The 14,357-nt window shown below is 63.8% G+C and carries 10 protein-coding genes; 9 read left to right on the forward strand and 1 reads right to left on the reverse strand.

Annotated features, from left to right (window positions below; translation table 11 throughout):
* Window positions 1-40: 40 nt before the first annotated feature.
* The 5 genes from aroB (at window position 41) to hemE (ending at window position 10,144) form a co-directional block, all read left to right on the forward strand.
* Entirely contained in the window at window positions 41-1,147 is a 1,107-nt protein-coding gene (aroB, locus tag PVA39_RS02715; RefSeq protein WP_274122700.1) for a 3-dehydroquinate synthase, read from the forward strand.
* A 7-nt stretch (window positions 1,148-1,154) separates the two neighbouring features.
* Complete coding sequence (locus PVA39_RS02720) at window positions 1,155-2,771, forward strand: AAA family ATPase (protein ID WP_274122702.1); 1,617 nt, start codon at window positions 1,155-1,157, stop codon at window positions 2,769-2,771.
* A gap of 203 nt (window positions 2,772-2,974) precedes the next feature.
* The gene (gltB, locus tag PVA39_RS02725; RefSeq protein ID WP_274122703.1) at window positions 2,975-7,423 is read left to right on the forward strand and encodes a glutamate synthase large subunit; all 4,449 of its coding nucleotides are present in this window, start codon (window positions 2,975-2,977) and stop codon (window positions 7,421-7,423) included.
* A 101-nt stretch (window positions 7,424-7,524) separates the two neighbouring features.
* Window positions 7,525-8,943 (forward strand): FAD-dependent oxidoreductase, encoded by a 1,419-nt coding sequence (locus PVA39_RS02730; RefSeq protein ID WP_274122704.1) that lies wholly within the window; start codon window positions 7,525-7,527, stop codon window positions 8,941-8,943.
* Between the two features lie 133 nt (window positions 8,944-9,076).
* The gene (gene hemE, locus PVA39_RS02735) at window positions 9,077-10,144 is read left to right on the forward strand and encodes a uroporphyrinogen decarboxylase (RefSeq protein WP_274122705.1); all 1,068 of its coding nucleotides are present in this window, start codon (window positions 9,077-9,079) and stop codon (window positions 10,142-10,144) included.
* A 6-nt stretch (window positions 10,145-10,150) separates the two neighbouring features.
* Here the strand turns inward: hemE and PVA39_RS02740 are convergent, their stop codons facing one another.
* Entirely contained in the window at window positions 10,151-10,552 is a 402-nt protein-coding gene (locus PVA39_RS02740) for a DUF2141 domain-containing protein (protein ID WP_167363080.1), read from the reverse strand.
* A gap of 84 nt (window positions 10,553-10,636) precedes the next feature.
* Here PVA39_RS02740 and PVA39_RS02745 point away from each other — a divergent pair, with 84 nt between their 5' ends.
* Genes PVA39_RS02745 through PVA39_RS02760 form a run of 4 tightly spaced genes read left to right on the forward strand, consistent with a single transcriptional unit; the run spans window position 10,637 to window position 14,127 of the window.
* Window positions 10,637-11,554, forward strand: coding sequence for a dialkylrecorsinol condensing enzyme (locus tag PVA39_RS02745; RefSeq protein ID WP_274122707.1), 918 nt, complete (start codon window positions 10,637-10,639; stop codon window positions 11,552-11,554).
* A gap of 20 nt (window positions 11,555-11,574) precedes the next feature.
* Complete coding sequence (locus tag PVA39_RS02750; RefSeq protein WP_147175528.1) at window positions 11,575-12,732, forward strand: beta-ketoacyl-ACP synthase III; 1,158 nt, start codon at window positions 11,575-11,577, stop codon at window positions 12,730-12,732.
* On the forward strand, window positions 12,722-13,129 hold the full coding sequence (locus tag PVA39_RS02755; RefSeq protein WP_274122709.1) for a hypothetical protein: 408 nt from the start codon (window positions 12,722-12,724) through the stop codon (window positions 13,127-13,129). Before PVA39_RS02750 ends, PVA39_RS02755 begins: the two co-directional genes overlap by 11 nt.
* A complete protein-coding gene (locus PVA39_RS02760; RefSeq protein ID WP_274122710.1) occupies window positions 13,126-14,127 on the forward strand; it encodes a BtrH N-terminal domain-containing protein in 1,002 nt (333 codons plus the stop codon). The genes PVA39_RS02755 and PVA39_RS02760 overlap by 4 nt, the downstream gene beginning before the upstream one ends.
* Window positions 14,128-14,357: the final 230 nt, after the last annotated feature.

A 14,357-nucleotide genomic window follows, 5' to 3' on the forward strand; every position in this document is an offset into this window, starting at 1 on the left:
AACTGCGCTATCCTAGAGCCCTTTTTCAATCGGGGGCTCCATGCAAACACTTCATGTTGATCTCGCTGAGCGCAGCTACCCCATCTATATCGGGGCTGGCCTGCTGAGCCGCGCCGACTTGCTGGCGCCGCATATCGTCGGCCGTCAGGTGGCCATCGTCACCAACGAGACCATCGCGCCGCTGTATCTGCAAAAACTGCAGGACACCCTGGCGAATTACCGCGTCACCCCGATCGTGCTGCCCGATGGCGAGGCGTTCAAGAACTGGGAAACCCTGCAGAGCATCTTCGATGGCCTGCTCGGCGCTCGCCATGACCGGCGCACGACCGTTCTGGCCTTGGGCGGCGGGGTGATCGGTGACATGGCCGGCTTCGCTGCAGCCTGCTATCAGCGCGGCGTTAACTTCATTCAGTTGCCGACTACGCTGCTGTCCCAGGTCGACTCGTCCGTGGGCGGCAAGACCGGCATCAACCACCCGCTGGGCAAGAACATGGTCGGTGCTTTCTACCAGCCGCAGGCCGTGCTGATCGATACGCGCAGCCTGGATACCTTGCCGCCGCGCGAGCTGTCGGCGGGCCTGGCGGAAGTAATCAAGTACGGGCTGATCTGCGACGCGCCGTTTCTCGACTGGCTCGAGGAGAACATGGCCGCCCTGCGCAGCCTGGATCAGGCTGCGCTGACCGAGGCAATCGAGCGCTCCTGTGCCGCCAAGGCGCGGGTTGTCGGTGCCGACGAGAAGGAAACCGGCGTGCGCGCCACGCTGAACCTGGGCCATACCTTCGGTCATGCCATCGAGACGCAGATGGGCTATGGCGTCTGGCTGCATGGTGAGGCCGTGGCGGCCGGAACGGTGATGGCCCTCGAGATGTCTCATCGCCTGGGCTGGATCAATGCCGACGAGCGTGATCGTGGTATTCGTCTGTTCCAGGCGGCAGGGCTGCCTGTGGTGCCACCGCAGGAGATGACGCCTGCGCAGTTCATGGAGCACATGGCCGTGGACAAGAAGGTGCTGGATGGTCAATTGCGCCTGGTGCTGCTGCGCTCGCTCGGCGAAGCGGTGGTGACCAGCGATTACCCGGCAGACATATTGAGTGCCACCCTGGCTGCCGACTACCCGGCGCTGGTGGCCCGGCTTAACAATCAGTGAGTATTCAATGACCAGTTTGCACGCCGACGAAGCATTTCTCGATCACTACCAGTTCACCCACGATCCCTTCGCGGCGCGGGTACCCGGCTTCAAGTTCTTCCCGGCGCAACGCAAGCCGGTGTTGGGGCAGCTGCATCACCTGGCGCGTTACAGTCAGTTGCTGCTGGTGGTGACCGGTCCCGAGGGCAGCGGCAAGACCCTGCTACGTCAGGCGCTGGTCGCCAGCACCAACAAGCAGGCCGTGCACAATGTGGTCGTTTCGGCTCAGGGTGCTGCCGATCCTGCGACCCTGATGCGCCATATTGCCCAGGGCCTCAACACCCAGCAGACCGACCGCACCTCACTGCTCGGTCAGGTCGGCCAGCTGTCGCTGACCGGGCAGGAGGTGTACCTGCTGATCGACGACGCTGAAGAACTCAGCGACGCGGCGATCGACGAACTGCTGGTATTGGCGCAGGGCAATGGCGAAGGCCGCCCTCACGTTTTCCTGTTCGCCGACACCGATCTGATCGCGCGTCTGGATACCCTGAGCAACGGCGAAGAGTCCTTCCACGTCATTGAGCTTGAGCCGTATAGCGAAGAAGAAACCCGCGAGTACCTGGCCGTTCGTCTTGAGGGCGCGGCCCAGGGCATCGAGCTCTTGTCTGGCGAGCAGGTCGAGCTGATCCACGAGCGCTCCGGCGGCTGGCCAGGTGAGATCAATCGGGTTGCACGCGACGTGCTGATCGACGCCATGGCTTCGCGCCGTGGCGCGGCTAAGGCCGGTGGCTTGGCGCTCAAACTGCCGAAGAAGCACCTGCTGGCCCTTGGCGTGGTCGCTGTCGGTGTAGCTGCTGCGCTGCTTATGCAGGGTCGCTCCGAACCGACCGATGCACAGGCCCCGGCGCCGACCCAGGCTCAGTTGCCCATGGGTAGTGCACCACAGCCGCAAACGGCGCCAAGCGCTCCGGTAACTGCCGAGCAGGGCGCTGATGGCAAGCCGCCGATCGAGTTTGCCGGCAGCAACCAGCCGTTGCCGCTGCCGCTGGTAGGCCAGTCCCAGCCGGTGATCCGTCAGCCGCTGGCCCAGGCGGCTGGCGAAACGGATGGTGAGGCCAATGTGGAGTTGCCCGAGTCCACGCCGGCCGCGCCGGTGACCCTGCCGCCCACGCAAAATGCACCGGCGCCGACTCCGGCCCCACAAGTGACCACGCCGGCCGCGCCGCAACCGAAGCCAGCCGAACAGCCCAAAGTCGCTCAGCAGCCGAAACCGGTTGAGCAACCCAAACCCGCAACCCAGCCTGCGCAGGCTGCCCGGCCGGCTCCCGCCACCCAGGCACCGGCTGCGGCAGGCGGTTCGCAAGCCAATGGCTGGTACGCGTCGCAGAACAAGGCCCACTTTACCCTTCAGGTGCTGGGTACCAGCACGGAAGCCGCGGCACGCTCCTTCGTCAGCCAGAACGGCGCGCAGTACCGTTACTTCAAGAAGATGCACCAGAGTAAGCCACTTTTCGTCATCACTTATGGTAGTTTTGCCAGCCGCGATGCCGCCCAGGCTGCCGTGAAGACCCTGCCTGCCAAGGTTCAGGCCGGCAAGCCCTGGCCGAAGACCTTCGCCAGCGTCACCCAGGAAATGGCCAACTGATCGAAAGAGCCCGTTACGCAGAAACTGACGTAACGGGCTCTTTCGTTTTTGCGACATTTTATTCCCGTTTTTCGTCACATTGTTCTTTGTGACGTCTATCTCGCTATGTACAATGCCCTCCGTTTGCCGGCGCAACGCGGCGTCTAGACCTGCGCGCGGATTAGAGAAAACGCCTGAGAAAGGCTGTCTGGTGAGAGTCCCTTATGAAAGCAGGTTTGTACCGTCCTGATGAGTTCAAGGATAACTGCGGCTTCGGCCTGATCGCCCACATGCAAGGTGAGGCCAGCCATCATCTGTTGCAGACGGCGATCGAAGCACTGACCTGTATGACCCACCGTGGTGGCATCAACGCCGATGGCAAGACCGGTGACGGTTGTGGTTTGCTGATTCAAAAGCCCGATCTGTTCCTGCGCGCCATCGCCAAGGACACCTTTGGCGTCGAACTGCCCAAGCAATATGCCGTCGGCATGGTCTTCCTCAACCAGGATGACGCCAAGGCCAGCATTGCCCGCGAGAACATGAACCGCGAGATCCAGGCTGCCGGCCTGAACCTGGTCGGCTGGCGCAAGGTACCGCTGGATACCAGCGTGCTTGGCCAGCTGGCGCTCGAGCGTTTGCCGCAGATCGAGCAGGTGTTCATCGGCGGTGAAGGCCTGAGCGATCAGGAATTCGCCATCAAGCTGTTCTGCGCCCGTCGCCGTTCCTCGGTGGCCAATGCCGCCGACACCGAGCACTACATCTGCAGCTTCTCGCACAAGACCATCATCTACAAAGGCTTGATGATGCCGGCCGACCTGCAGCAGTTCTACCCGGACCTGGGTGACGAGCGCCTGCAGACCGCCATCTGCGTGTTTCACCAGCGCTTTTCCACCAACACCCTGCCGAAGTGGCCGCTGGCTCAGCCGTTCCGTTTCCTCGCCCACAACGGCGAGATCAACACCATCACCGGCAACCGCAACTGGGCCCAGGCGCGTCGTACCAAGTTCGAAAATGGCCAGATCCCGGCCCTCGGCGAACTCGGCCCGCTGGTCAACCGTGTCGGTTCCGACTCCTCGAGCATGGACAACATGCTCGAGCTGATGGTCACCGGCGGCATCGACCTGTTCCGCGGCGTGCGCATGATCATTCCGCCGGCCTGGCAGAACGTCGAGACCATGGACGCCGACCTGCGCGCGTTCTACGAATACAACTCCATGCACATGGAGCCTTGGGATGGCCCGGCTGGCGTGGTGCTGACCGACGGTCGTCATGCCGTGTGCCTGCTCGACCGCAACGGCCTGCGGCCTGCGCGCTGGGTGACCACCACCAACGGCTACATCACCCTGGCCTCGGAAATCGGCGTGTGGAATTACCAGCCCGAGGACGTGGTCGCCAAAGGCCGTGTCGGCCCGGGCCAGATCCTCGCCGTGGACACCGAAACCGGCCAGGTGCTGACCACCGACGACATCGACAACCGTCTCAAGTCGCGCCACCCCTACAAGCAGTGGCTGCGCAAGAGTGCGTTGCGTGTGCGCGCGACCATGGAAGACAACGACCATGGCTCGGCCTTCTACGAGGCCGATCAGCTCAAGCAATACATGAAGATGTTCCAGGTCACCTTCGAGGAGCGTGACCAGGTGCTGCGTCCGCTCGCCGAGCAGGGCCAGGAAGCGGTCGGCTCCATGGGCGACGACACGCCGATGGCCGTGCTGAGTCAGCGCGTACGCTCGCCGTACGACTACTTCCGTCAGCAGTTCGCCCAGGTCACCAACCCGCCGATCGACCCGCTGCGTGAAGCCATCGTCATGTCGCTGGAGATCTGCCTCGGTGCCGAGCGCAACATCTTCGAGGAATCGCCCGAGCACGCCATTCGCGTGATCCTCAGCTCGCCGGTAATCTCTCCGGCCAAGTGGCGCACCCTGATGAACCTGGACCGCCCGGGTTTCGAGCGGCAGATCATCGACCTCAACTACGACGAGTCGATTGGTCTGGAAGCGGCCGTACGCAACATGGCCGATCAGGCCGAAGAAGCCGTGCGTGCCGGCAAGGTATTGCTGGTGCTCAGCGACCGCCATATCGCGCCCGGCAAACTGCCGGCCCACGCCGCACTGGTTACCGGCGCGGTGCACCACCGCCTGACCGAGACCGGCCTGCGTTGCGACTGCAACATTCTGGTGGAAACTGCCACCGCCCGTGACCCGCACCACTATGCGGTGCTGATCGGTTTCGGCGCCTCGGCGGTTTACCCGTTCCTGGCCTACGAAGTGCTCGGCGACCTGATCCGTACCGGCGAAGTGCTGGGCGATCTGTACGAAGTCTTCAAGTACTACCGCAAGGGCATCTCCAAGGGCCTCTTGAAGATTCTCTCGAAGATGGGCATTTCCACCGTAGGTTCCTACCGCGGCGCCCAGCTGTTCGAGGCCGTTGGCCTGGCCGACGAGGTCACCGACCTGTGCTTCCGCGGTGTACCGAGCCGCCTCAAGGGCGCACGTTTCGTCGATCTGGAAGCCGAACAGAAGGCCCTGGCTGGCGAAGCCTGGAACAACCGCAAGGCCATCCAGCAGGGCGGTTTGCTCAAGTTCGTCTATGGCGGCGAATACCACGCCTACAACCCGGACGTGGTCAACACCCTGCAGGCTGCGGTGAAGCAGGGCAGCTACGAGAAATTCAAGGAGTACACCGCGCTGGTGGATACTCGCCCGGTGTCGATGCTGCGCGATCTGTTGCAGGTCAAGCTGGCCGACCAGCCGCTGAGCCTCGACGACGTCGAGCCGCTAGAGTCGATCTTCAAGCGTTTCGACGCTGCCGGCATTTCCCTCGGCGCGCTGTCTCCGGAGGCCCACGAAGCGCTGGCCGAGGCGATGAACCGCCTGGGCGCTCGCTCCAACTCGGGTGAGGGCGGCGAAGACCCGGCGCGCTACGGCACTATCAAGAGTTCGAAGATCAAGCAGATTGCCACTGGCCGTTTCGGCGTGACCCCGGAATACCTGGTCAACGCCGAAGTGCTGCAGATCAAGGTCGCCCAGGGCGCCAAGCCGGGGGAGGGTGGTCAACTGCCTGGCGGCAAGGTCAATGGTCTGATCGCCAAGCTGCGCTATGCGGTGCCGGGCGTGACGCTGATCTCGCCGCCGCCGCACCATGACATCTACTCCATCGAAGACCTGGCGCAGCTGATCTATGACCTCAAGCAGGTCAACCCCAGCGCCCTGGTCTCGGTGAAGCTGGTCTCCGAAGCCGGCGTCGGCACCATCGCCGCCGGTGTCGCCAAGGCCTACGCCGACCTGATCACCATCTCCGGCTATGACGGCGGTACCGGCGCGTCGCCGCTGACCTCCATCAAGTACGCCGGCGCCCCCTGGGAACTGGGCCTGGCGGAAACCCACCAGACCCTGCGCGGCAACGACCTGCGCGGCAAGGTGCGGGTACAGACCGACGGCGGCCTGAAGACCGGCCTGGACGTGATCAAGGCCGCTATTCTCGGCGCCGAGAGCTTCGGTTTCGGTACCGCGCCGATGGTCGCCCTGGGCTGCAAGTACCTACGCATCTGCCACCTGAACAACTGCGCCACCGGTGTGGCCACCCAGAACGACAAGCTGCGCAAGGACCACTTCATCGGCACCGTCGACATGGTGGTGAATTTCTTCACCTATGTGGCCGAGGAAACCCGCGAGTGGCTGGCTAAGCTGGGCGTGCGCAGCCTCGGCGAGCTGATCGGGCGTACCGACCTGCTCGACGTGCTGCCGGGCGAAAGCGCCAAGCAGAACCACCTGGATCTGACCCCGCTGCTGGGCAGCGACCACATCCCGGCGGACAAGCCGCAGTTCTGCGAAGTCGACCGCAACCCGCCGTTCGACCAGGGCCTGCTGGCCGAGGAAATGCTGTCCATGGCCAAGTCGGCCATCGATGGCGCCACCGGCGGCGAGTTCGAACTCGACATCTGCAACTGCGACCGTTCCATCGGGGCCCGCGTGTCCGGCGAGATCGCTCGGGTGCATGGCAACCAGGGCATGGTCAAGGCGCCGATCACCTTCCGCTTCAAGGGCACGGCCGGGCAGAGCTTCGGCGTGTGGAACGCCGGCGGCCTGAACCTGTACCTCGAAGGCGACGCCAACGACTACGTCGGCAAGGGCATGACCGCCGGCAAGCTGGTGATCGTGCCGCCCAAGGGCAGCCCGTTCGCCACCCAGGACAGCGCCATCATCGGCAACACCTGCCTGTACGGCGCCACCGGCGGCAAGCTGTTCGCCGCGGGTACCGCGGGCGAGCGTTTCGCCGTGCGCAACTCCGGCGCCCATGCGGTGGTCGAGGGCGTGGGCGACCACTGCTGCGAGTACATGACTGGCGGTTTCGTCTGCGTACTTGGCAAGACCGGCTACAACTTCGGTTCCGGCATGACCGGCGGCTTCGCCTATGTGCTCGACCTGGACAACAGCTTCTACGACCGCGTGAACCATGAACTGGTGGAAATCCAGCGCATCAACAGCGAGTCCATGGAGGCCTACCGTAGCCACCTGGAGCGCGTGCTGGTCGAATACGTCGAAGAGACGTCGAGCGAGTGGGGCCGTAACCTGCTGGAAAATCTGGACGACTACCTGCGCAAGTTCTGGCTGGTCAAGCCCAAGGCCGCGAACCTCAAGTCGCTGCTTTCCAGCATCCGCGCCAACCCGCAATAAGCAGCTTCAAGCGGCGCGCCCGACCAAAGGGCCGCCGCTCAACGTGATTGTCTTGCAGCATCGAGCGTGTCGCCCGGTGCTGCTGCTAAGAGGTTTATGACATGGCTGAACGTCTGAATAACGACTTCCAGTTCATCGAAGTCGGGCGTAAAGACCCGAAGAAGAAGCTGCTGCGCCAGCGCAAGAAAGAGTTCGTCGAGATCTACGACACCTTCAAGCCGGCCCAGGCCAGCGACCAGGCGCACCGCTGCCTGGGTTGCGGCAACCCGTATTGCGAGTGGAAGTGCCCGGTGCACAACTTCATCCCCAACTGGTTGAAGCTGGTTTCCGAAGGCAACATCCTGGCCGCCGCCGAGCTGAGCCACCAGACCAACACCCTGCCGGAAGTCTGTGGCCGCGTATGCCCGCAGGATCGTCTCTGCGAGGGCGCCTGTACCCTCAACGACGGTTTTGGCGCGGTGACCATCGGTTCGGTGGAGAAGTACATCACCGATACCGCCTTCGCCATGGGCTGGCGCCCGGACATGTCCAAGGTCAAGCCGACCGGCAAGCGCGTTGCTGTGATCGGTGCCGGCCCTGCTGGGCTGGGCTGTGCCGACGTGCTGGTGCGCAACGGCGTGACCCCGGTGGTGTTCGACAAGAACCCGGAAATCGGTGGTCTGCTGACTTTCGGCATCCCCGAGTTCAAGCTGGAAAAGAGTGTGCTCAGCAACCGCCGCGAAGTATTCACCGGCATGGGCATCGAGTTCCGCCTGAACACCGAAATCGGCAAGGACGTCACCCTGCAGCAGCTGCTGGATGAGTACGATGCCGTGTTCATGGGCATGGGCACCTACACTTACATGAAAGGCGGCTTCCCGGGGGAGGATCTGCCAGGCGTCCACGACGCCCTGGATTTCCTGATCGCCAACGTCAACCGCAACCTCGGCTTCGAGAAGTCGCCGGAAGACTTCGTCGACATGAAGGGCAAGCGCGTCGTGGTGCTCGGCGGTGGCGACACCGCGATGGACTGCAACCGCACCTCGATCCGCCAGGGCGCCAAGGCGGTGACCTGTGCCTACCGTCGCGACGAAGCGAACATGCCGGGCTCGCGCAAGGAAGTGAAGAACGCCAAGGAAGAGGGCGTGAAGTTCCTGTTCAACCGCCAGCCCATCGCCATCGTCGGCGAAGATCGGGTCGAGGGCGTCAAGGTCGTCGAGACCCGTCTTGGCGAGCCGGATGCCCGTGGCCGTCGCAGCCCCGAGCCGATCCCGGGCTCCGAGGAAATCATCCCGGCCGAAGCCGTGCTGATCGCCTTCGGCTTCCGCCCGAGCCCGGCGCCGTGGTTCGAGGAGTTCGATATCCGTATCGATACCCAGGGCCGTGTGGTCGCACCGGAAAAGGCCACCTTCAAGCACCAGACCAGCAACCCGAAAGTGTTCGCCGGCGGTGACATGGTGCGCGGCTCCGACCTCGTGGTCACTGCCATCTATGAGGGGCGCAATGCTGCCGAAGGCATCCTCGACTATCTGGGCGTTTAAGCGACAGCGCTCGGCGAGCCGTCAGGCAGTTGCCCGCGACAAATTGACCCGATAGAGAAAAGGCACGGCACTCGCCGTGCCTTTTGCTTGGCGCTCTGCGAAAATGCCCACACTTTTTTCGTTGGATGCTGCCATGACTGCCCTGAAGAACGACCGCTTCCTTCGTGCCCTGCTCAAGCAGCCCGTCGACGTCACGCCTGTATGGATGATGCGCCAGGCCGGTCGTTACCTGCCCGAATACCGCGCCAGCCGCGCCAAGGCCGGGGACTTCATGAGCCTGATGATGAACCCCGAGTTCGCCTGCGAAGTCACCCTGCAGCCGTTGGACCGCTACCCGCAGCTCGACGCCGCGATCCTTTTCTCGGACATCCTCACCATTCCCCACGCTATGGGCCAGGGCTTGTATTTCGAAACCGGCGAAGGTCCGCGCTTCAGGAAGGTGATCAGCAGCGCGGCGGATATCGATGCGCTGCCGATTCCCGATCCGGAACAGGATCTGGGCTACGTGATGGATGCGGTGCGCACCATCAAGTCGGCGCTGAACGGCCGGGTGCCGCTGATCGGCTTTTCCGGCAGCCCTTGGACGCTGGCGACCTACATGGTCGAGGGCGGCTCGTCGAAGGACTTCCGCAAGATCAAGGCGATGGTCTATGACCAGCCCGAGGCCATGCACGCGCTGCTCGACAAGCTGGCGCAATCGGTGACCGTCTACCTCAATGGGCAGATTCGCGCGGGTGCCCAGGCGGTGCAGATCTTCGATACCTGGGGCGGCAACCTGTCATCAGCCGCATATCAGACCTTCTCCCTGGCCTACATGCAGAAGATCGTCGACGGGCTGATCCGCGAGCAGGATGGCCGCAAGATTCCGGTGATCCTGTTCACCAAGAATGGCGGCCTGTGGCTGGAGTCCATGGCCGCTACTGGCGCCGATGCGCTGGGCCTGGACTGGAGCTGCGATATCGGCGAAGCGCGCCGCCGCGTCGGCAGCCAGGTGGCCCTGCAGGGCAACATGGACCCGACCGTGCTGTATGCCAAACCGGCTGCGATCCGCGCCGAAGTCGCGCGCATTCTCGAGAGCTATGGCAATGGCACAGGCCATGTCTTCAACCTGGGCCATGGCATTACTCCTGAAGTGGATCCGGCTCATGCTGGCGCCTTCCTCGAAGCGGTGCACGAGCTGTCGGCCCAATACCACGGCTGATCCTGGTCAGTTCGCCTGTGGCTTGCCGCGAGGCGAGTGCAGGCGGATGTCGATCAGCGTGTCGTCTTCGCCATGCCCGAACTGCGCCGCCTCGGGCGCAGGCTTGCCCTTGAGCAAGGTCGGGTTGCTGGAAAAACCGACCGGCTCCAGCGGAATGCCGCGGGGGCTGAGGTCGAGCCTGCCGTTGCCGTTGCTGTCCTGATACAGCTGCAGGGCAAACCGCCCGGGCGGCACGTCCTTGACGATCAGCTGTTCGCCGTTGCCCTGCTGGGTGCGCAGCAGCGGCTCCCAGTCGGGCTGGTCAGCGGCGACCAGCCCCAAGTACAGCGGCGCATCACTCTGCTTGCCTTGCACGCGCACCAAGAGATCCCCCGCCTGGGCCGACAACGTGCCAAACAGGAGAACCACTGCGCATGCCGCGCAGCGTTTGGTTACGATTTGAAGAAGTCTCTGTGGCATAATCCGCCTATTTTGCAGGGATTCGCTTAAAAAATGCGTCAGGTTCTCGTCGTTCACTTCTCACAGACTGGCCAATTGAACCGCCTGGTGCAATCGGTCTGTGCGCCCTTGCAGGCGAGTGACGGCGTGCAGGTCGACTTCCTGGCCCTGCAACCCGCCCAGCCGTTTCCCTTTCCCTGGCCCTTTCTCGGCTTCTTCCGGATCTTCCCGGAAACCGTGCTGATGAAACCACAGCCGCTGCTGCCGTTGGCTGTCGACCCCGACAAGCGTTATGACCTGATCATTCTCGCCTACCAGGTGTGGTTCCTGTCGCCCTCGCTGCCCTGCACCAGTTTTCTCGCCGCTCCCGAGGCCGCGCAGTTGCTCAAAGGCACGCCGGTGGTGACCCTGATCGGTTGCCGCAACATGTGGCTGATGGCCCAGGAAAAGGTCAAGGCGCGCCTGCAGGCGTTGGGTGCGAAACTGGTCGACAACGTGGTGCTGACCGATGCCTGCGGCACGGCGGCCAGCTTTCTGGCTACGCCGCTGTGGATGTTCACCGGCCGGCAGAAGCCCTACAGCTGGGTGCCGCGCGCCGGTATCGACGAGACGGAAATGGCCGCCGCCAGCCGCTTTGGCAAGGCCATGTCGCGCCGCCTGCTGGCGGACCAGCAGCCTATCGAGCAGCCGATGCTCAGCGGCCTGGGCGCGGTGAAAGTGGACGAGAAGCTGATCGCCAGCGAGAAGGTCGGCAATCGCAGCTTCACCCTGTGGAGCCGCCTGCTGTCGGCGCTCGGGCCGCAGCAAAGCCGACGCCGTGGTGCCGGACTGGTGGTCTACATCGTTTTTCTGATCTGCCTGATCATCACCGTGGTGCCGATCACCGCGGTGCTGAAGAAGTTGCTGGCGCCGCTGTTCCAGGCGCGCATCCAGCGTGAAAAGGCCTATTTCGCCGAGCCTTCTGGCGAGTGACGCAGGCCGAGGACAAGTTTATGGCTACACCCGTATTCATCAATCGCATCAGTACCTGCCTGCCCCACGAGCCAGTCGACAACGAACAGATGGAAGCACGCCTCGGCATGGTCGGCGACAAGCCGTCACGGGCGCGCAAGCTGATCCTGCGTCGCAACGGCATCCAGCAGCGCCACTACGTCATCGATCCGCGCACCGGCGAGCCGAGCATGAACAACGCCCAGCTCAGCGCCGAGGCGATTCGCGGCCTGGCCGGCGATGGCTTCGACCTGAATACGCTTGAGTGTCTGGTGGCCAGTACCTCGTCGCCTGACCAGGTGATGCCCGGCCATGCGGTGATGGTGCATGGCGAGTTGGGCAACCCGCCCTGCGAAGTGGCAACCACTGCCGGCATCTGCGTGTGCGGGATGACTGCCCTGAAATACGCCTGGATGAGCGTGGCCAGCGGGCAGAGCTGCAACGCCGTGGCCTGCGGCTCGGAGGTGGCCTCGGCGATGATGCAGGCGCGTAACTTCAACGCCGAATACGAGAGCCGTGTCGACGAGCTGGAGACGCACCCGGAAATCGCCTTCGAGAAGGACTTTCTGCGCTGGATGCTCTCCGACGGCGCCGGCGCGGTGCTGCTGCAGGACCGCCCCAATTCGAAGGGCCTGAGCCTGCGCATCGACTGGCTGGACATCGTCTCCTTCGCTGATCAGATGTCGGCCTGCATGTATGCCGGTGCGGAGATGGAAGGTGGCGAGCTGCGTGGCTGGACAAGCTATGACGCCGAGCAGCGCGCGCAGCGCTCGGTGATGGCGGTCAAGCAGGACGTCAAACTGCTCAACGACAACATCGTGCGCCTCACCGTGGTCGAGGCGCTGCGCCGCATCATGGCGCGCCGCGAGTTGCGTGTGGCGGACATCGACTGGTTCCTGCCGCATTACTCGTCCGAATTCTTCCGCGAGCGCCTGGCGGCCGGCCTGGCCGAGGTCGACCTGCCGATTCCCATGGCGCGCTGGTTCACCAACCTGACGAGCAAGGGCAATACCGGCGCAGCGTCGATCTTCATCATCTTAGAAGAACTGTTCAACGGCGGGCATCTGCGCAGTGGCCAGAAGCTGCTCTGCTACGTGCCGGAAAGCGGGCGTTTCTCCAGTGCGTTCATGCACCTGACGGTGGTTGGCGATGAAGCTTGACGAGGTTCCCCAGGACCCGGATTCCGCTTACGGCGGGCACAGCAAACTGCTCTATGCCGTCGATGACAAGGGCCAGTATCAGGGCGCGCCGAGCGCCGGCTGGGAGCCCGAGTCCTATTCCACCCAGCTGGCCGTCGCCGAGCTGCAGGCCCAGGAAGCCGAGGCTCACGCCGCCTGGCAGCGCGGCGAAGCGTCGCCGCTCGAGTGCCTGATGTACCGCTACCGCATGGATCTGCCCGCCCTGGCGCAGATTGCCGGGCTCTGGCAATGGCGCGTGCGCCGGCATTTCCGCCCCGAAATCTACCGACGCCTGAGCGATTCGCTGCTGGCCCGCTATGCCGAAGCCTTCGGCCTGACCATCGACGAGTTGCGTCGTTACCAGAAGGAATTGCCATGAGCGCGTTCGAGCACCGCCAGAGCGCTCACTGCGAAAGCGGCGTGATGGCCAGCCTGCTGAGCCAGGCCGGCTTGCCGATGAGCGAGCCGATGGCTTTCGGCCTGGCCTCGGGCCTGGCGTTCGCCTACCTGCCGATCGTCAAGCTCGGTGGTATGCCGCTGATCGCCTACCGCATGCCGCCGCGGCACCTGATCAAGACGCTCAGCAAGCGCCTCGGCGTGCGCCTGACCAGCCGCACCTTCAACAACCCCGAGCAGGGCCGTCAGGCCCTCGACGCGGCGCTGGACAGCGGCCGCCTGGTCGGGCTGCAGAGCTCGGTGTTCTGGCTGCCGTACTTCCCGCCGGAGATGCGCTTTCACTTCAACGCCCACAACCTGCTGGCCTATGGGCGCGAGGGCGACGACTACCTGCTCAGCGACCCGGTGTTCGAGGCGCCGGTGCGCTGCGCCGCAGCGGACTTGCAGAAAGCGCGCTTCGCCAAGGGCGCACTGGCGGCCAAGGGGCTGATGTATTACCTGAACGATGTGCCGCCTGAGCAGGACTGGCAAAAGCTGATCCGCCAGAGCGTGCTGTCCACCTCGCGCATCCTCGATGGCCTGCCGCTGCCGTGGATCGGCATTCGCGGTATCCGCCACCTTGCCAACTGCGTGGAGAAGCTCGACCCGGCCCAGGCCAAGTACAACCGCCTGTATCTGACCCATATCGTGCGCATGCAGGAAGAGATCGGCACCGGCGGCGCCGGCTTTCGCTTCATGTATGCGAGTTTCCTGCAGGAGGCCGGCGAGATGATTGGTGATGCCACCTTGCGCGAAGCCTCGACGCGCCTGACCACCGTTGGCGACGACTGGCGCCAGTTCGCCTCTGCCTGCGTGCGCGCCAGCCGCAGCAAGGGCGAAGCGCCGGACTTCCGGCCGATTGCCGAGATGCTGCGGGGGATTGCCGGTCAGGAGCGAGTGTTGATGAAAGAGCTGGGGGCTTGGGCCAAGCGCAAGGGTTGAGATAAGGCAATAAGAAGGTAGTTTAGGAGAGGCTTCAGCCTCGAGTTTTCTGAACAGCCCGCTTCATATGCTTGAGCTGTGATTTGCCCGAGTTATCGCATCGTTCTTGCGTTCGGTTCCGCTCTGACGAGCGGGTTCCTTTTGGCATTGCCCCAAAAGGAACCAAAAGGTCTAGCCCCGACATCCGGCCCCGGCTTCGCCGCGGTTCCCTCGCTTCATCGCTGCTCCAA

The sequence above is a fragment of the Pseudomonas sp. CNPSo 3701 genome (assembly GCF_028674975.1).
GTDB classification, from domain to species: domain Bacteria; phylum Pseudomonadota; class Gammaproteobacteria; order Pseudomonadales; family Pseudomonadaceae; genus Aquipseudomonas; species Aquipseudomonas straminea.

Bases quoted from the DNA above. Each gene is read 5' to 3' on its own strand.
- aroB (WP_274122700.1), top strand. From the start codon at position 41: ATGCAAACACTTCATGTTGATCTCGCTGAGCGCAGCTACCCCATCTAT.
- PVA39_RS02720 (WP_274122702.1), top strand. From the start codon at position 1,155: ATGACCAGTTTGCACGCCGACGAAGCATTTCTCGATCACTACCAGTTC.
- gltB (WP_274122703.1), top strand. From the start codon at position 2,975: ATGAAAGCAGGTTTGTACCGTCCTGATGAGTTCAAGGATAACTGCGGC.
- PVA39_RS02730 (WP_274122704.1), top strand. From the start codon at position 7,525: ATGGCTGAACGTCTGAATAACGACTTCCAGTTCATCGAAGTCGGGCGT.
- hemE (WP_274122705.1), top strand. From the start codon at position 9,077: ATGACTGCCCTGAAGAACGACCGCTTCCTTCGTGCCCTGCTCAAGCAG.
- PVA39_RS02745 (WP_274122707.1), top strand. From the start codon at position 10,637: ATGCGTCAGGTTCTCGTCGTTCACTTCTCACAGACTGGCCAATTGAAC.
- PVA39_RS02750 (WP_147175528.1), top strand. From the start codon at position 11,575: ATGGCTACACCCGTATTCATCAATCGCATCAGTACCTGCCTGCCCCAC.
- PVA39_RS02755 (WP_274122709.1), top strand. From the start codon at position 12,722: ATGAAGCTTGACGAGGTTCCCCAGGACCCGGATTCCGCTTACGGCGGG.
- PVA39_RS02760 (WP_274122710.1), top strand. From the start codon at position 13,126: ATGAGCGCGTTCGAGCACCGCCAGAGCGCTCACTGCGAAAGCGGCGTG.